Origin of the sequence: Chitinophaga varians, from assembly GCF_012641275.1 — a bacterium.
In the GTDB taxonomy this organism is placed as follows: Bacteria; Bacteroidota; Bacteroidia; order Chitinophagales; family Chitinophagaceae; genus Chitinophaga; species Chitinophaga varians_A.
Genome location: NZ_JABAIA010000003.1, coordinates 339,013 through 359,986, shown reverse-complemented (window position 1 = coordinate 359,986; position 20,974 = coordinate 339,013). Strand labels below are relative to the sequence as shown.

The window sequence follows — 20,974 nt, the reverse complement described above, 5'->3', positions numbered from 1 at the left end:
CGGATTCTAAAAATGGTTAAACAATAAAATATGAAAAAGGGATGCCGCCCGGGCCGAAGCCCCGGGCAGCTTTTCCGCCTAATATGACAACTGCTCGCTGAGGTATTGGGCCAATGCCACAGCATTTTCCTGCTTCAGCATCGAGAAGTGGTCCCCCGGTGCTGTAAACACTTTTACCGCTTTCGTATGGGCGTCCCATCCAAGGCTTTCGGGCTTGTCCTTCCATTGCGCCGATGCCGCTTTAACGATGTGCAGGCCGGCATTGGTAAGTCCTTCCACCTGATAGCTGTTCAGCACTTCGATGTTACTTACCTTGATGTCCGTTAACCGCATGATAAAGTCCACATGCGCCAGCCTTTCTTCGCCCACCTTGCCTTTCAGGTAATTGGAGATAAACGGTACCACGGCCTTCATGTCCAGTGGCTGTACCATTTGTTTAAGCCCTGTCACCCATGCAGGTGGCGTGTTGGATATCACGTTGTTCTCCTGCAGCACTTCCACCAGGGCATCGTAGAAAATTTCCTGGTAGGTGATGGCGCCCTGTTGCAGCACATCGATATGTCCCGGGTGCGCATCTGCGTCCAGTATTGCCGCGAATGCCACCGTTTCCCCGGCAGCTTCCAGCTGGCGGGTCATTTCATACAACACGTACGCGCCAAAGGAGTGCGCAATGAAGCGATATGGCCCGTGTGGTTGCAGTGCTTTTATCCAGCGGATATTTTGTGCAGCAATAGCAGTGATGGTGTAGAGCGGTCGCTCTCCTTCCAGCACTCCCGGCATTTGTATGCCGTATACCGCGGCGGTGGCCGCCAGGCCTTTGGCCAGTTCATCATAACCATCGCTCAAACCATCCTGGCCGGGAATAATAAACACGGTCGTCCGGCTGTTGCTTTTGTTTAAAGGTATGATGTGGCCCTCTTCTGTGGCCGCAGTGGTTTCCCCGCTTGCCTCCGGTACTGTCAGACTGGCGGCCAGTCCGGCAATGGTAGGCGTATCGAAGATATTACTGAGGGCAATTTCTTTGCCCAGCTTCCTGCGGATGGCGGCGATCAGACGGATAGACAACAACGAGTGGCCTCCCAAAGCAAAGAAGTCGTCATGGACCCCCACCTGGTCTACCTCCAGCAGCTGCTGCCAGATGTCCGTCAGTATTTCTTCCGTTTCATTCCGCGGCGCCACATAGGTATTTCCGGAGAGTGTGCCTGCGTCTGGATCTGGTAGCGCTTTCCGGTCAACTTTTCCATTAGGCGTGACCGGTATCCTGTCAATTTTAATCAGCTGCGATGGTACCATGTAGTCCGGGAGCTTTTCTTCCAGGTAGCTGATGATGGCATCGCGGTCAAATGTTCCGTCTGGTAAAATATAGGCGATCAACGACCTGTTGTCGGTGCTGCCTTTGGCCACTACTACGGCCTGGCTTACGCCATCGCATTGTTCCAGCGCATTTTCGATCTCGCCCAGCTCTATACGGTAGCCGCGTATTTTCACCTGGTCGTCTATTCTGCCCAGGTATTCGATGCTGCCGTCCGGCAGCCAGCGGCCCAGGTCACCGGTGCGGTACAGCCGTGCGTCCGCTTTTCCGGAGAAATGGTCCGGGATGAATTTCTCTGCCGTAAGCTCGGGACGATAGAGATAACCACGCGCCACGCCTTCGCCACCGGCGCATATTTCACCCGTCACCCCTACCGGGCACAGTTCCCGGTGCTGGTCCAGTATGTACACCTGTACCTTGGCCACAGGGTTACCGATCACGATGGTATCGCCACGCAGCGGATCATCTGTAAGGCTGGTACAAACCGTGTTCTCCGTAGGCCCGTAGGCGTTAATCACCCGGATGCCTTTTGACTGGAAGTACCTGGCGTCCTCGCGGTTCAGCGGTTCACCGGCAGACACGATTGTTTTGATGGTGCCCAGTTCCTCGCGGATCGTATGCTGGTAAGAAGGTGGCAACACCACCAGTTCTACCTGTTGTTTGCGCACCATATCGCCAAACCTGTCTGCTGCCAGCAGGTCTTCTTTCCGGGGGAGTACAAGGCTACCACCACTTAACAGGGTATTGAAAATTTCGTAACAGGATGCATCAAAGCCGAAAGCTGCAAACTGTAATGTTCTCATACCAGGTATTAATCTGAGGGATGCTGCCTGGCTTAGGGCCAGGTTTACCACACTTTTGTGTTCAATCATTACGCCCTTGGGGTTGCCTGTACTGCCGGATGTATAAATAACATATGCGAGGTGATGCGGTGCAGGGGCAACAGCCGGCGCCTTCGTAGGCTGGTTGCTGATCGCTCTGCGGTCTGCATCTGTTCTGATAATATGGATGTGATCGGGCACCACCAGTTCATCGGCCAGTTCGCGGCTGGTGATGAGCATGGCGGCACGGCTGTCTTCCAGCAGGTAGGTGATCCTTGCTGCCGGATAAGACGGGTCGATCGGGAGATAAGCGCCTCCTGCTTTCAGGATGCCCAGTATCGCGACGATCATTTCAGGTGAGCGTTCCAGGCAAACCGGCACCAGTGTTTCCTGCTGCACGCCTTTACCGGTCAGGTAATGCGCCAGCTGATTGGAACGGATGTCCAGCTCCTGGTAAGTCAGCACCTGTTCTTCAAACAACAGGGCAATGCTTTCCGGCGCGGCGCCCACTCTTTCTTTGAACAGGTCCATAATGGTTTTACCGCTGCCGTCATAAGCCGCTGGCATAGCGTTGAAATCAACTGCGATACGCTGCTGCTCTTCTTTGTTCAGCAACACCACATCGCCGATCTTAGCCGCCGGGTGACTGACAATAAACTCCAGCACCTGTTGGAAATGCCCACGTAAGGCGGTCACGTAGGCACGGTCCAGCAACGCTGTATTGTATTTAAACCTCACCGCTACCGATTCGCCCACTACCGCCGCAATACCTAAAGGATAGTTGGCATGGTCACGCATTTCGATATTGTCCATCTGCAACTGCCACTGGTGGGTGTTCAGCAGATCACTTACGGGATAGTTTTCGAATACCAGGAAGTTGTCAAACAAATCGCCCGGTATTTCCATCCAGCGCTGCATATCGTTGAGTGACGTGTACTGATGTTCCCGGCTCTGCACCTGCTGCTGCTGGATTTGCTGCAGCCAGGCCGCGATGCCCAGTTCCCTGTCGATAGTGGTATGGAAAGGCAGGGTGTTGATATACATCCCTACACGTTTTTCCACTCCCGGCAGATCATCGGGGCGACCGGAAACCGTTACGCCGTAAGTGACCTGCTGCTGGCTGGTATAGCGATATAACAGGTACGCCCATACGGCCTGTATCACGGTATTTACGGTGATACGGTGCTGCTGCGCGTAAGTGAGCAGCTGCTTTGCTTTGGCTCCTGCCAGCTGCATTTCCTGCACTTCATATACGCCCTTGCCTTTGGTACGTTCTGCGGTGGCGCTGATGAAAGGCAGCAGTGTTCCACTGTCTGCCGATGCCAGGTAGCCTTTCCAGTAGGCCATCTCTTCTTCCTGGTCACGGCGTTCCAGGTAACGGATATAGTCTTCGTACTTATCTTCCTCAGTTGACGCCGGTTGTTTACCGGCCATCAGCTGATCGTATGTTTGCAGCAGTTCTTCCACGGCCACAGACCCTGACCAGCCGTCGAGCAGCAGGTGGTGGAATGTCCATACCATCCGGTAGCGCTCATCGGTCAACCGTATCAGCGCAATGCGCATCAGCGGCGGTGTGTTGAAGTCGAAGCCTTTCACCAGGTCGGCCGCTTCATAGGCCGTCCATGCAGCTTCCTGTTCGGCAGCGTCCATATGCCGGTAGTCCTGCTCATCGAAAGGTACGGCCACCTGCTGCTGTACGCACTGCACCGGAATACGGAACACATTGGCAAAGAAGCTGCTGCGCAATACGCTGTGATGCTGCACCAGGTGCTGCCAGCTGTCTTTTAACACAGCGATGTCCGGTGCGTCCAGCGTGCAGCAAAGCTGTTGTATGTAGATCCCGTCACTGCTATTGTACAGTCCATGGAACAGCATGCCTTCCTGCAGGCTGCTCAACCGGTACAGACCGGTGATATGGTCCCTGCGGGTGCCCCCGTTGTCATGCGGCGCATCAAGGAACTGGTCCAGCTCCGCATTGGTCACGATATCACCCAAACCATAGTCGGATGGCGTAAACACCGGCTGGGCAGCCTGGGCCACTGTATGGGTAATCAGTTGCTGTAGCTGCACCTGGTACTGCGCTACCAGCTCCTGTATCGTACTGCCGTTATAGTGATGGGTGCTATAGCTCCAGTACAGTACCAGTTCACCGTTTTCCACTGCGCCGTTGACAGCAATTTTATGGCGCACCTTCACATCCGTGACACTGCCGGTACCGGCAGCTTCCGGCGCGGTGCTGAACCATTTACTGTTTCTTCTGGCAGCATCTACCTGCCCGAGATAGTTAAAGGTGATATCCCATGGATCATTGCCCTGTAAAGCATCTTCCTGGTTGATATATTTCAATACCCCATAGCCGATCCCTTTACCAGGCAACTGTCTCAGTTGTTCTTTGATTTCTTTTAGTAAGATGCCGGGGGCCGTGTCTGCACTATTGTTCAGCCATACGGGGTACAGGCTCGTGAACCAGCCCACCGTATTGCTGATGTCGATGTTGGGGGAAATATCTTCACGGCCGTGTCCTTCCAGGCCTACTACCACGCCGGCGCCGTTCCAGGTGTGCAGGGCGGCTGACAGTGCAGCCAGCAGCACGTCATTGATTTCGGTATGATAGGCTTTAGGCGCTTCCTGCAACAACAGCTGCGTTAACGTTGCGTCCAGGTGCATCACCTGTGTGTCCATATCATTGCCGGTCAGCTCTCCGTGATAAGATCTGTCCACTTTCAGCGGCTGGTACTGCTGCACGATGTGCTGCCAGTATTCCCGTTGCTGCAACAGCTGTTTACGTTGACCGTATTCCACCAGCCCCTGCTGCCATTCGCGGTAAGAGCTGGTTTTATGGGCCGGCGCTAATGATTCACCTTTGAGCAGGCTGTCCAGCATGATTTCCAGGTCGTCCTGCATAATCTGCCATGACACGCCGTCCACTGCCAGGTGATGTACAATGATCAGCAGGCGGTTGGCCGCTTCGGAGGCTGGTGTTAAAAACAGCACCGCACGTACCAGGATGCCTTGCTCCGGCTGTAAACCAGCCTGGTACTGGTCGCAATGGGCGGCGAGCGTAGCGGCATAATCTGCGGCATCGATGTCACGCAGGTCCACCACTTCCAGGTCTCCGGCATAGTCTCCGTAATGTTGGCGCCAGCCGTTGTGTTTACGGGTGTAGGTAAACCGGAGGCTGTCATGACGAAGCAGCAACTGTTGTACCGCTGTCTTTAATATTGTCGCATCAATTTGTTTGTCGATGCCGACGAACAACTGTTGTATAAAGTGTTTGGCGATTGTTTCTTCTTCGAGGTACCATTGCTGAATAGGCGTCAGTCCACTGTTACCGGTAAGTACGCCTTGTTCGCTGTGAACGACTTTTTCTTTGCCGGTGGCCAGTGAAGCGGCCAGTCCGGCGATGGTCTGGTGTACAAACAGGTCTTTCGGTTTCAGGTCATACCCAAAACGTTTGGCCCGGCCTACCACCTGAATGGTGATGATGGAGTCACCGCCCAGCTCAAAGAAGTTGTCATTTCTGCCGATATTTTTAACGCCCAGCAGTTCTTCCCAGATAGCAGCCAGTGTTTGTTCCACTTCGCCGTTTAAGATAGCGCGGGTATGGGTTGTGGCGGTGTAAGGTTCCGGCAGGGCGGCCTTGTCCACTTTCCCGTTGGCCGTCACCGGTATTTTTTCCAGCGCCATCACCACGGAAGGCACCATATATGGCGGCAGTTTGTCTTTCAGTGAAGCCAGTAACGGGTCTTTCCCGAAAGTTCCCTGCGGCACTACGTAAGCGACTAAACGTTTATGTCCGTTGTCATCTGTTTTCACCAGTACGACAGCCTGGGTAACGAAGCCGCTCTGCAGCAGGGCGTTTTCAATCTCTCCTGGTTCTATACGGTAGCCACGGAGCTTCACCTGGTCATCTATCCTGCCCAGGTATTCGATGTTGCCGTCCGGCAGCCACCGGCCAAGGTCGCCGGTGCGGTACAGGCGTGCGCCTGGCTGACCGCTGAAATGGTCCGGTATAAATTTCTCTGCCGTGAGCGTTGGGCGATATAAATATCCCCGTGCCACGCCTGCGCCGCCGGCGCAGATCTCGCCGGCCACACCAATCGGGCAAAGTTCGCCATGCTGGTCCAGGATATATACCTGTCCGTTAGCCAGCGGTTTACCGATAACCACCGTCTCACCTTGCAACGGGCTGTCCGAAATGGTGGTGATGACGCTGTTTTCCGTAGGCCCGTAAGCGTTAAAGACGCGGATGCCTTTTGACTGGAAGTATTTCGTGTCTTCCCTGTTCAGGGCTTCGCCACCGGAGATAATGGTTTTGATGGTGCCCAGCTCTTCCCGGATGCTATGCTGATAGGAAGGCGGCAGCAACAACAACTCCACCTGGTGTCGCCGTACCATTTCGCCGAACTTGTCCGCTGCCAGCAGGTCTTCCTTGTGAGGCACCACCAGGCAGCCACCACTTAACAGGGTGCTGAAGATCTCGAAGCAGGACGCATCAAAACCAAAAGCGGAGAATTGCAGTACCCGTATGCCAGGCTTCAATGACAGCACCGTTTCCATGTTCAGCGCCAGGTTCACCAGTCCTTTGTGTTCTATCATCACCCCTTTGGGATGCCCGGTACTGCCGGAGGTATAGATCACGTAGGCGAGATCGTCGGGTGCAGGTGTGGTACCAAGGGTGATGCCAGGCTCTCCTTTAATGGCCATCCAGTCATCATTCGTTTTAATGATCTGAATATGGGCCGGGATATCAGGCAAGTTGGCCACATGGCCGTTGCTGATCATCATGGTGGCACGGCTGTCTTCCAGCAGATAGCTGATGCGCGCGGCCGGATAAGACGGGTCAATCGGGAGATAACCGCCGCCGGCCTTTAGTATGGCCAATATGGCAACAACCATGTCCGGAGAACGCTCCAGGCAGACAGGCACCAGGGTTTCTTTTTGTACCCCTTTGCTCATCAGGTAAACCGCCAGCTGGTCTGAGCGTTTATCCAGCTCCTTATAAGTGAGAGCCTGCGTTTCAAACACCAGGGCTGTTTGATTCGGCGCTATGGCCACCCGTTCTTTAAACAGGTCTATGGCAGATTTGCCGGTAGTTGTTTGCGGCTGGGCGGCGTTATTGAAGTCAATGGTAATCCGCTCCCGTTCTTCGTTATTCAGCAGTACTACTTCACTGATTTTTGCCGCAGGATTGCGAACAATATATTCCAGCACCTGTGTGAAATGATCGCTGATCTGCTGAATATACGCAGGCGACAACAGCACAGTATTATGTTGCAACAGAATGGTGATTTCCTGTCCCACCCCTATCGTAATGCTCAGCGGGTAGTTTGTATGTTCTTCTACGTGTAGCTGTTCTATCTGCAGTTTCCATGGATAGGAAAGCGTTTCTTCGTCCACCGGGTAGTTCTCGTATACCATCAGGGTATCGAACAGATCTCCGGTGACGTTGGTATATCGCTGACTGTCGCGCAGCGGTGTATACTGGTACTTGCGGCTTTGCACCTGTGCTGCCTGTATGTCACGCAGCCAGTCGGTGACAGACAGTTCCGGCGCCACAGCGATGTGTACCGGCAGGGTGTTGATGTACATGCCCACTTTCCGTTCTATACCAGGCATATCGTCCGGGCGGCCGGACACGATGGCGCCGTAGGCCACGTGCTCGTTGCCGGTGTAGCGGTATAACAAATACCCCCACACGCCCTGCATCAGGGTATTGACCGTGAGGCGCTGTTGTTGGGCATATGCAGTAATAAGGCGGGTCTGGTCAGCATCCAGCACTACCGGCGTTGTCTTATAGCGGCCCTGTGCTTTTGTTCTGTCGGTGCTGTTGATAAACGGCAATAAGGTGCTGTTGTCGATACCGGCAAGATATCCGCGCCAGTAAGCGCCTTCTTCGTCTTTATTCCTGCGGTCCAGGTAACGGATATATTCTTCGTAGTGGTCGGTGGGCGCTTCTTCCGGCTGTTTGCCTGACGCCAGCGCTTCATAGGTACGCAGTAATTCTTCCAGCAATACCGGCATCGACCAGCCATCCAGCAACAGGTGATGATAGGTCCATACCATGCGGTAGGTATCATCCTGCAACCGGATGAGGCTCATCTTCATGAGCGGTGGCGCGGTGAAATCAATGCCCTGCTGTAACACTTCCGCTTCATGGGCGGTCCATGCCGCTTCCTGCGCTGCCGCATCGAGGTGGCGGTAGTCCAGCAGCGTCACCGGCAGTTCTGCATGACGGTACACACATTGTACCGGTACATGAAATGCATCGTGGTAAAATCCGCTGCGCAGGATGGTATGTTGCTGCAACAGGTGCTGCCAGCTTTGCATGAAAGCATCGACATCAGGTTGATGTAATAAATAGGTGAACTGCTCCGTATAGGCGTCTACGGTATTATCGTACAAACCATGGAACAACATGCCTTCCTGCAAGCCGCTCAACCGGTACATGGCGGTAATTTCGTCGCGGCGTTTGGTGCCGCCGGCCATTGGCATGTCCAGGAAGCGGTCCAGTTCCGTGATGCTTACCAAACCGCCCAGTCCGTAGTCAGACGGCGTCAGCAATGGTTGTTGAGCTGCCTGTGCCACCGCATGCAGCACCACTGTTTCCAGCGCATCGATGTATTTTTGCGCCAGCGCCGCGATGGTATTGCTATTGTAATGTTGACTGCTATAGCTCCAGTCCAGCACCAGTTCACCGCCTGTGACCATACTGTTCACGGCTATCTTACGGCGTACAGTGTAATCGTCGCCCGCTTCCGCACCGGCCTGTTCGTCTGTAATGGTAAACCATTTGCCTCCGCTGGCCACCGCATCAAACTGCCCAAGGTAGTTAAAGGTGATATCCCACGGATCACCACCCTGCAATGTTTCCAGCTTATTAATATATTTCAGCACGCCGAAACCGATTCCTTTGTCGGGTATCTGACGCAGCTGTTCCTTCAAGTTGCGCAGCAAGGTACCGCTATCTCCTACGGTATTGCCTGGCAGCAACACCGGGTACAGGCTGGTGAACCATCCTACGGTACTGCTGATATCAACGCCTTTGTCGATGTCTTCCCTGCCATGTCCTTCCAGCCCGATCAGCACATCGCCATCGGCCCAGCTGTTGAGCGCCAGGGCGAGCGTGCTCAGTAATACATCATTGATTTCCGTGCGATAGGCGGCCGGCACTTCTTGCAGTAATTTTTGCGTGAAGAAAGTGTCCAGCTTCACCTGACAGCTCTCCATATCTTTTATCCGGAGCACGCCGTCATAGGCTTTATCTACCGGCAAAGGCCGATATTGCTGTACAATGCCGGACCAATAGTCCGCCTGTTTCAGCAAACGGTCTGTCTGCCCATACTTCACCAACGCTTCATACCACTGCCTGTAGGAACTGCTCTTTTTGCCCAATGATACCGGTTCATTACGGTACAGACCATCGAGCAAACGCTCCAGGTCTTCCAGCAGAATACGCCATGACACGCCATCTACGGCAAGGTGATGAATGGCCAGCAGCAAACGGTTATGCTCCTCCGCCGCAGGTGTCAGGAATAACACCGGACAGATACAACTGCCTTTGGTAACATCAATATTACGCTGATAGCTGTTGCCATACGTTTGCAGCATGGCCGGCAGCTCGTCCATTGATTCCGTTTGCAGGTTCACAATGTTCAGCATAGCTTCTGTATTGCTGTATGCCTGCTCCCATCCGTTGGCGCCGTACGTATACTTAAAACGCAGACCGTCGTGGAACTGTACCAGTTGCATAATGGCGGCTGACAAGGTAGAAGACGGAATGCGCTTGTCTATCTTCAGCAACATGCTCTGGTTAAAATGAGAAGGCGTGGTCCCTTCTTTTTCAAAATACCATTGCTGTACTGGTAACAGGCCACAGCTGCCGGTTTGTATTTCCTGGTCGGCAGACAGGCTGGTGGCTGCCCCTTTACGGGCAGACATCACGGCGTACAACATGGCAATGGTCTGGTAATCGAACAAATCACCTACCTGCAATTCGTAGCCGGCCCTTCTCACACGGCTCACTACCTGAATGGTGATAATGGAGTCACCACCCAATGCAAAGAAGTTGTCATTGATACCTACCCTCTCCACGCCCAGCAACGTTTCCCAGATACCTGCCAGGGTGCGTTCCACTTCATTGCGCGGCGCCACATAGCTGTCTGTTTGCAGGTTTTGTCCGTCGGGGTCCGGTAATGCTTTTTTATCGATCTTGCCGTTTGCCAGCAGCGGGAAATAATCCAGCACCATCAGCAACGACGGCACCATGTAATCCGGCAGCTGCGCCGTAAGCTGCTGTAATATTTCATCTTTATCAACGTCTTCTTCGGCAACTACATAGGCTATCAGGCGTTTGTTGTCAAGATGGTCTTTTTTGACGATCACCACCGCTTGTTTTACGGTAGCGCAATTGTTCAATGCTCTTTCTATCTCTCCCAACTCGATACGGTAACCACGTATTTTCACCTGGTCGTCCATACGGCCCATAAAGAGAATATTACCATCCGGCAGATATTTCACCATATCGCCGGTGCTGTACAACCGGTCGTTGGTATCAGGCGCAAAAGGATTGGCAATAAACTTAGTGGCGGTCAACGCTTCATTATGCAGGTACCCCTGCGCTACGCCTTCCCCACCAATATACAAGCCGCCGGGAACCCCTACCGGGCATAATTGCAGCTCGTTGCTCAACACATATACCTGTGTATGGGAGAAAGGTTTTCCTACCGGAATACTTTCACCATAGGCCGCATCTTTATCGACGATGTGCAATAATTTACCGATGGTGGTTTCAGTTGGTCCGTAGTGGTTTACCACCAGGCAACCGGTGCCCGCCGCATATACAGATGCCGCAACGGCTGACTCCAGCGCTTCACCGCCAAAGATCAACAGCTTCTCCGGCAATAACAGCCGGTCTTGTAAACACAGCGCCTTCCAGTGTGAGGGCACTATCTTCATACAGTCTATCGGATGTTTGTCCAGATAGTCATATAAGAGCGTGGTGTCCTGTACCGTCTCTTTAGAGAAGATATGCAAGGTGCCACCAGTGGCCAGCGCACCGAAAATCACGGTATTGCCAAGGTCTGTCGCCATGCTGGACATGAGCCCGAAAGAGCTGCATTCCCTGATGGGCAGCGTATTGGCAAGACCGAATATATAATCTGCCAGGTTGCCATGCGTGACCACTACTCCTTTAGGTTGACCCGTACTGCCGGAAGTGTAAATAACATACACCGGATGATCAGCCCTGGTGAGGCCCGGAAGATTGTCCGTTCCGTGTACTTCGATATCATTCCAGTCGTCATCCAGCAAGATGATGTCTGCCGGACCGGCCTGTACCCTGTCTGCATATTTACCAAGGGTGATGATATTGGAGGCTTCGGTATCTTCCAGCATAAACCGGATACGGTCTTCCGGGAAGTCCGGTTCCACCGGCACATAGGCGCCTCCTGCCTTCAGGATGCCCATGATGCTGACAACCATGTCCAGTGAACGTTCCATACAAACCGGCACCAATGTGCCTGCTTTCACTCTTCTGCTTCTTAAATAATGCGCCAGACGGTTGGCGCGTTCATTCAGTTCGCGGTAAGTCAGCGTATCACCCTCAAAGGCCACTGCCGTAGCTTCCGGCGTACGGCTGGCCTGCGCTTCAAACAGGTCGGCAAAAGTGATCTGTTTCGTATATTCTTTCTCGTAAGTTCCTTTAACGGACAGCAGTTGCTGTTCTTCACCGGAAGTAAGCATCGGCAACAACGCAATAGTTTGGTCCGGTGATGCCACTACGGCCTGCAACAGTTGCTGGAAATGCCCCACCATACGCACTGCGGTAGCTTCGGTAAACAGGTCCGCGCAGTACACTACTGTTCCGTTCAATCCATCCTCATCTTCGTCCATGCTGAAGACCAGGTCAAACTTGGCAGAGGTGTGTGCCACCGTTTCTTCTGACAAAACAATATCGCCAAACCGGAGGTCCGGCTGGTTCACGTTGTTCTGCAAACCGAATACCACCTGGAATACCGGCCGGTGGCTCCTGTCGTTGTCTACCACCACCTGGTCCACGATCTTTTCAAACGGCACTTCCTGGTGTTCAAAGGCATTCAGTGTTGTTTGTTTTACCTGTTGCAACAGTGCGCGGAAGGACGGGTGGTTGCTCAGGTCTACCCGCAGCGCCAGCATATTAACGAAGAACCCGATCAGCCCTTCTATTTCCTGTTGTGTTCTGCCGGCAACAGGGCTGCCCACACAGATATCTTCCTGGCCGCTGTAACGGTATAACATCACATTAAACGCAGAGAACAATGTCATGAACAGGCTCACGCCTTCCTGGCGACTGAACTGATGTAACTGCGCCGTCAGTTCAGCGGGCAGTTGGAAACTGACAGCACCTCCCCTGGTGCTTCTCACCGGCGGTCTTGGATAGTCCAGCGGCAGGTTCAACGGAGTGATGCCAGCCAGGTTTTCTTTCCAGTAAGCCAGCTGTTTGTCCAGCATATCACCGGTGATGTAAGTCCGCTGCCAGATAGCGTAGTCTGCATACTGAATGTCCATATTGTTCAGCTGCACCTGCGCACCGGTGGACGCCGCCATATAAAACGCTACCAGCTCTTTCACCAGGACGCCGGTGGACCAGGCATCAGAGGCAATGTGGTGCGTGGTGATGATGAGGATATGTTCATCAGGCGCCTGTACCACCAGGTCTGCCCGCAGCATATGGTCCGCAGACAAATCAAACGGCGCGTCTGTCACCTTTTTGATAAAGGCTTCCAGCGCAGCCGGATTGTTTTTATATGCCGGTTGATCTGTGATGTTTAATGTCCAGTTGTCCTGTTCCATTATGTGCTGATATCCGCGGCCGTCATTCTGCCGGATCACGGTCCTTAACACCTCATGGCGATTCACTACACTGCGCAGGGCAGTTGACAGCGCTTCAGTATCCAGCGAGCCACGCAGGCGCAACACCGCAGGTACGTGATATTGTACGCTGCCTTCCAGCTGGTCAATAAACCAGAGGCGTTCCTGTGCGAAGGAAAGCGGAATACGGGCAGGACGTTTTACAGCCTTAACGGCAGGCAGGGACGTTTGTCCGGCTTCCTGCTGCAAGAAGGCCGCCAGCTGGTCTATCACGGGGTACATAAAGATAGCCCTGACCGTTGTTTCTATACCTGTTTTATTGCGTAGGGCAGCTACCATACGCATAGACAACAGGGAGTGCCCTCCCAGTTCAAAGAAATTATCGTAGACGCCTACACGCGGCAGCAACAGTAATTCCTGCCAGATATCGGCCAGCACCTGTTCCATTTCGTTGCGCGGCGCTACATAGGCCTGCTGTGGCAGCAGGTCCGTAGGCAATGCCAGCAACGCTTTGCGGTCGGCTTTTCCATTGGGCGTTAACGGTACCTTCGCTATGGCTGTGAAGAAAGAAGGTATCATGTATTCCGGTAAACGGCCGCGGAGATATGCGATGATCTCCTCCCGCTTAAAGTCTCCATCCGGCACTACGTAACCGATGAGCGATTTATTGCCGTCAGGCCCGGTCTTCGTCAACACCACGGCTTCTTTTACCAGTGGGCATTGTGTCAGCACATTTTCGATTTCTCCCAGCTCTATACGGAAGCCGCGGACCTTCACCTGGTCATCAATACGGCCAAGGTATTCAAGCGTTCCGTCCGGCAACCATCTGCAGATATCGCCGGTGCGGTATAACCTTCCTGCGGCTGATGACAACAAAGGATGATGGATAAATCGTTCGGCTGTCAGTTCAGGCCGGTTCAGATAGCCGCGGGCCACCTGTATGCCGCCGATATGCAGTTCTCCCGGTATGCCTACCGGTGTCAGGTTGCCTGCCCTGTCAAGGATATAGAGCGGCGTATTGGCCACCGGCGCCCCAATAGGCACCAGCCCGTTTGCCTGTAATTCCCTCGGTGCATGCCAGCAGGTAACATCGATAGCCGCCTCCGTAGGGCCGTATAGGTTATATAATGCCGCCGTTCGTGATTTCTCATAGAAACGCACCACCTGCTGCGGCTTCAGTGCCTCACCGCTACAGAGCACCCTGCGCAGTGACACACAGGTATCGGCCGGCATATCGTCCAAAAATGCGTCCAGCATAGATGGCACAAAATGGATAGTGGTGATATTTTGCGCTGCGATCACTTCCCGCAGATACCCGGCTTCCTTATGCCCGCCCGGTTTGGCAAACACTAATTTAGCGCCAGCTATCAACGGCCAAAACAGTTCCCAGACAGATACGTCGAAACAGAAAGTCGTTTTCTGCAGAACGGCATCACTTTCATTCAATTTAAAATAGTCTTGTGTCCACAGCAAACGGTTCACGATACCACCATGTTCGTTCATCACGCCTTTAGGCTGACCGGTAGATCCGGAGGTATAAATCATGTAAGCCAGGTGATGCGGCGCCAGAGCCGTTTCAACGGGCGTGACCGGTTCCTGTGAAATGGTATCAGGCGTCACCAGCTTAACCGCATCCGCAATAGTTGCCAGTCTATCGGCGCTGACAGCATCGGTCAACAGGATATCCGACTGAATATCCTCCAGCATAAAACGGATTCTTTCTTCCGGATACTCCGGATCTATGGGCACATAGGCGCCGCCTGCCTTCTGAATGCCCAGTATGGCGATGATCATTGCCTCGCCACGGTCCAGGCATACGGGCACCAATGTGTCTTCTTTTATGCCCTGCTTCCTCAAATAGTGGCCCAGCTGGTTGGTTTTTTCATCCAGTTCACGGTAGGTCAACTGCACTGTATCCGCTACTACTGCCACGGCATCAGGCGTCTGCCGTACCTGCTGCCGGAACAGGTCTATGATGGTCCTATCTTTTGGATAATCCGCTGTGTTGTTATTAAACGCCAGCTGCAACTGCTCTTCCTCTGCCGCAGAGGTGATACGCAGCGCGTTGATCGCTGTGGCCGGCGCCATCACGATAGCACGCAGCAGCTGTTCGAAATGCTTCATCATTTGTTTCATCCTGTCGGCACTAAACAAATCGGTGCAGTACTCTGCGTAACCACGGATAACATCTCCCTGCTCTTCCAGAGAAACGGTGATATCGCATAAAGTGGTTTTATGCGGCACTTCCTCGTACGCCAGGTGCAGATCGCCCAGTAACAATTCCGGTACCGGCGGCGTGTTCTGCAAAATGAACATGGTCTGGTATAAAGGGCTGCGGCTCATATCCCGGTCTTTCACCACCTGTTCCACTATCTTTTCGAAAGGCACCTGCTGGTGCTCATAAGCGTCCAGCGTTGTACCTTTCACCTGCTGCAACAGGGAAATAAAAGAAGGATTATCACTGAGGTCTGTCCTTAATGCAACGGTGTTCAGGAAGAAGCCTATCAGGCCTTCTGTTTCCTGCTGCGTTCTGCCGGATACAGGCGAGCCCACGCAAATATCGTCCTGGCCACTATAACGTTGCAGCAATACATTGTAAGCTGTCAACAGGGTCATGAACAGCGTTACGCCCTGCTCCTTCGACAACTGCTGCAATTTGCCGGTCAGGTCCTGGTCAAGCTGGAACCAGCTGATAGCGCCATTGAACTGTTGTACCGCTGGACGGGTGTAGTCCGCAGGCAGGTCTAACGGCGGCACATTGCTCAACTGACGGTTCCAGTATGCCATTTTCTCTGCCAGCACGGCCCCATCAAAACTATTACGCTGCCAGAGAGCATAGTCGGCGTATTGAATTTCCGGTTTCTCCAGTATGGGCGCACGTTTCTCGGCATAGGCACGGTACAGCTCCACCAGTTCCTTCACCAATATGGATATAGACCACCCATCACAGGCGATGTGGTGGATAGTGATCAGCAGTAAATGTTCATCTGCCGCCAGTGATAGCAGGTGCGCTCTCAGCATATGATCGCGGCACAGGTCAAACGGCGCGTCTGCCAGGCTGCTCAATAGCTGCTTCAGGGCAGCTTCGTTTGACAACTCAGGTGTTGACGGTACCAGCGCCAGTTGCCACTGGTCTTTGTCCATAACATGCTGCCAGGCCACACCGTCTTTCGGCGCAATCACTGTACGTAATACTTCATGTCCGTTCACAATATTGCGAAGGGCAAACTCCAGTCCCTGTACGTCCAGGTTGCCGTGCAGCCGCAATATTACCGGCATATGGTAAGGCACGGTGCCCTGCAGCTGATCAATGAACCACAAACGTTCCTGGCTAAACGAAAGCGGAATATTGGCAGGCCTTGGTCCTGCCACCAGCGGCGGCAGGTGCGAACCTTTCTCCTGCTGTTGCAGATATACCGCCAGCAAAGCAATGGTGGGATAGATGAAGAAGTCTTTCACCGTCAGCTCCACGTCCATGTCTTTGCGCACAGCGGCCACTACACGGGTAGCCAGCAGGGAGTGGCCTCCCAACTCAAAGAAATTATCTTCAATGCCTACGCGGTCCACTCCCAACAGATGCTGCCAGATATCGGCCAGCCGAGCTTCTGTGTCATTGGTGGGAGCCACATAGTTGATCAGGCGTTTACGTTGTATATCTTCCCATGCCGCCAGGAATTTACGGTCTACCTTGCCGTTGCCGGTCAATGGCAATTTTTGCAAGGCCACGAAATCGGCTGGCACCATATAATCGGGCAAACGGTCCAGCAATTGCTGTTTGATATTTTTCTGCAAGGACTCGCAGATATCGGTGAACAGCGGAACGTTTGTTTTCACTGTGTCCGTAAAGCTGATGCTGTTGCTGTAGGATTGTTCCACAAATCCGTCAAACGGATCGCGCTCTATGAGGAGGTTGACCTTCAGCGGATCTTCGTCCAGCAAAAAGCGGTAGCTATAACCGGCGGCGGCAGCTTCATTCAATATTTCATTGACGGTGTGTGTTACCGCGTCCGGCGCGCTGATGTAATCAGACAGGTCGCCCACGTTGTTGCACAGGTTGTTTTTCAACGCATGCTCCAACATCCGCTCTCTCCATACACGGTGCCCGGGCACGTCCTGCAATGCTATCACCGGGATACGGTTCGTTAACTGGTCAATAATGGTGCTTTTGTCCGCAATAGCGTCCCACGGCTGCCAATCAGGCTGCAGCACGGGCTTTTCAACGCCTACGTGCATGATCACCGTATAACGGTAAAGGCTCAACTCATTGATATAGTCACCCTGTTTCCAAACAATTTCCACATGGGTGATTTCCGGGAAACGGGTTTGCAAATGATAGAAATAGGCAGGAGAAAAACACAGCTCTTCTTCTTTTAACACCTCCTGGTCCACGCTCCATTCAAACTCGCGGACACTGGTTTTATCATGTAATTTATCCAGTTGCAGCCGGCGTTTGAAAGAAGGCAGCAAACGCAGGTCACGCACGTCGCCCACTACAATGCGGCCTTTGCCTTTTAACAGCGTGATGGCCTTCGCCAGCACATCCGTCATATAAGCGGCTCCCGGGAAGTACTGCACAATTGAGTTTAAGATCACCAGGTCGATTTCTTCTTTTTCATCCAGGATGATTTCGTGAGCAGCACACAGCTTCATCTCCGTATCCGGATAACGGCGCTCACCTTTGGCAATGCGGCGTAGTATCTGTTCTACCGACACACGGGAAAAGTCGGTACCAATATACCGCTCGATATGATCGGCGATCGGATAGAAGATCAACCCCGTACCCGATCCTATTTCCAGTACCCGTTTAGGTTTCAGCCCGATGATCAGGTTAGTGATATCATCCACCCACTGCTGCATGTTTTCCGCAGGGATAGGCCCGCTGGTGAAGCTGTCATTCCAACCGGTGATATTGAACTCTTCATCCAGGTCTTCTATCTCGTCTGTTTTACTGTAGGCAGTATCGTACAAAGCGCGCCAGCTGGCGATCTGCAACTGCGATAGCTCATATTCCTTTTGTTGCAGCGTTTCCTGTTCCGGCACATAATAGCTGACCAGCCGTTTTTCGCCGCTATGCTGTTGTTTTACCACTACACAGCTGTCGCCTATTTCCGGCAGGTTGTTTAATACACGTTCTATTTCACCTGGTTCGATACGGTAACCGCGGATTTTCACCTGGTCATCAATTCTGCCTGCGTAGGCAATGGTGCCATCCGGCAACCAACAGGCTTTATCGCCGGTGCGGTACCAGCGGCCGGGCGCATTCTCCAGCGTTACATATTTTTCTGCTGTTAATTCTTCGTTATTGACATAGCCTAATGAAACGCCGTCACCTCCTACATAAATTTCACCGCTAACGCCTACCGGCACCAGCTGTTTATTTTCATCCAGGATGCGGATACGGGTATTGGCCATTGGTGTACCGATGGGAACGGATATCTTTCCGGTTACATCATTCACTTCGTAGCAGGTAGCGGCCACTGTTACTTCCGTAGGGCCGTACATGTTCACCAGCTTGTCTTTTCCAAGTACGGCCAACGCTTTCTCCAGATGCGGCAGCGAGGCCTTTTCACCGCCAAACAGAATTTTACGCATGGGTTTCAGGCCCAGCACCTGGTTATCGACAAAGTTGTGGAACAGGGCCGTCGGGAAAAGCGCGATCGTGATTTTCTCCGCAGCAATGATCCTGGACAGTTCGAATACATCTATCGCGGCATCATCTTCCACCATGCATAAGCAGGCGCCGTTGAGCAGCGTGCTGTAAATATCGAAAGTAGAGCCGTCGAACGCGTAGTTGGAGCATTGTAGCAGCCTGTCGCCAGGCTGTACTGATGTAGCCCCCCGGTCGAAAGCCAGGTTGATCAGGTTTTTATTGGTGATGGCGATCCCTTTGGGACGGCCGGTAGTGCCGGAGGTATACATCACGTTCACGCAGGCATCGCCGGCAGTGCGTATACCCGGCGGCGTTACCGCGCTGTTGCGCGCCGCAGTAATATCCAGTCCGGCTGTGAATGCCGCCATACCTGAAGCGTTGAATAGCTCCCTGCTGGTATATAACAATGTGGCGATACCGGCATCTTCCATCATGCCATAGAGACGGTCTGCCGGGTAACCGGTATGGAAAGGCGCATAGGCATTGCCGCTTTTAAGGATGCCCCAGATACCGACGATCATCTCTATACCGCGTCTTGACAGTAAAGCGATGGTATTACCAGGCTGAATACCTTGTTCCGCCAGGTAATTTGCTACCTGGTTGGCCTGCTCGTCCAGCTCTTTGTAAGTCAGCGTGCGTTTGCCGAAAGTAACGGCCGGCGTGTCCGGAGAAGCAGCCACCTGTCCTTCGAAAATAGACACCACGCTTTCGGCGGACGGATAGAGCGTAGCGGTATCGTTAAATGACACCAGTAATTGATTCACTTCCGCTTCACTGAGCATGTTCAGCATACCGATGGGCTGCGCCGGGTTATCTACTGCCGATTGCAGCAGTACCTGGAAATGCGCTACCATACGCTGAATAGTGGCTTCACTGAAGATATCCGTGTAATATTCCACTTCCACTTCTATGCCATCGGGGCCTTGTTCCATGGACCAGGAAAGATCGAACAGGCTGGTGGTACGCATGATCTTTTCATCCTGCATAGTCACCTCGCCCATTTTCAGTTCTTTGGTAGGCGGCACGTTCTGTAATACAAAAACCACCTGGAACAAGGGGTTCTTACTGATGTCCCGCTCTCCCATCACTGCTTCCACTACTTTCTCAAACGGTACTTCCTGGTGCTCATAGGCATCCAGCAACGTATTTTTCACCTGTTGCAGTAAAGAGGCAAAGTCCGGGTTACCGCCCAGGTCAGTGCGCAGCACCAGTGTATTTACGAAGAAGCCGATCAGGCGTTCCATTTCTGTCCGCATCCTGCCGGCCACTACGCCGCCGATGCTGATGTCTTCCTGACCGCTGTAACGGTACAACAACACTTTAAAAGCCGCCAGCAACGTCATGTACAAGGTAGCGCCGTGTTCCTGTGATAATTTCTCCAGCGCCGCGGTGAGCTGCTGAGGAATATGGAAAGTGACCAGCGCGCCGCGGGTGCTCTTTATCGCCGGGCGTTCATAGTCAGTTGGCAGGTTCAATAAAGAAGCGCCATCCAGTTGCTTTTTCCAGTAGGACAGCTGTTTGTCCAGCATATTGCCGGCCAGGTATTTACGCTGCCATACGGCGTAGTCGGCAAACTGGATGTCGAGCGGCTCCAATACCGGTTCGCGGCCGGTGGCGGCGGCAGTGTATGCCTCATTTAGTTCATTGACAAGAACGGCGGTAGACCAGCCATCGGAAGCAATGTGGTGCATCACCAGCACCAGCAGGTATTCATCTTTCGCCAGCTGTATCAGGTGGGCGCGCAACATATGATCGTGGAACAGGTCAAATGGTATCTGCACCAGCTCATCGATGTACGCCTGTAAAACTGCCGCATCTTCATACCCGGAGGTGCCATCGATGATATCCAGCTCCCACTTGTCTTTTTCCAGTACACGCTGCCAGGCATGACCATCTTCCAGCTGGATAACAGTACGCAGCACTTCATGACGGTTCACCACTGTACGCAGCGCATAGTTCAGCGCAGCGACGTCCAGTTTTCCCTTCAGCCGCAATGCAGCAGGGATATGGTATTGCACGCTGCCTTCCAGCTGGTGAATGAACCACAAACGGTCCTGGCTAAACGACAAAGGCACAGGCCCGCTGTCGTTGGCACGGGCTTCCCTGATGCTACCGGAGAAATGTTTCTCCTGCACACCGGATTTATGTTTCTTAAAATATGCTATCAGTGATTGTTTGTTGTCCCTTAATCTATTGAGAAAACCAGCATCAATCTCTTTATCTTCGTCGGCTTCCACCAATAAATTATCATCTTCACAGGATACCCTGATTCCGCTACCGTGGGCCTCGTTCAACAGATCAATTATTTCGTTGAGATTAAAATCAAACATCGTGAATGGT

The 20,974-nt window shown here is 53.0% G+C and carries 1 protein-coding gene; it reads right to left on the bottom strand.

The genetic code is table 11. The annotated features are described in order from the left end of the window. Positions 1-78 precede the first annotated feature (78 nt). Positions 79-20,964 (bottom strand): non-ribosomal peptide synthase/polyketide synthase, encoded by a 20,886-nt coding sequence (locus tag HGH92_RS24890; protein WP_168873522.1) that lies wholly within the window; start codon positions 20,962-20,964, stop codon positions 79-81. Between the last annotated feature and the right edge of the window lie 10 nt (positions 20,965-20,974).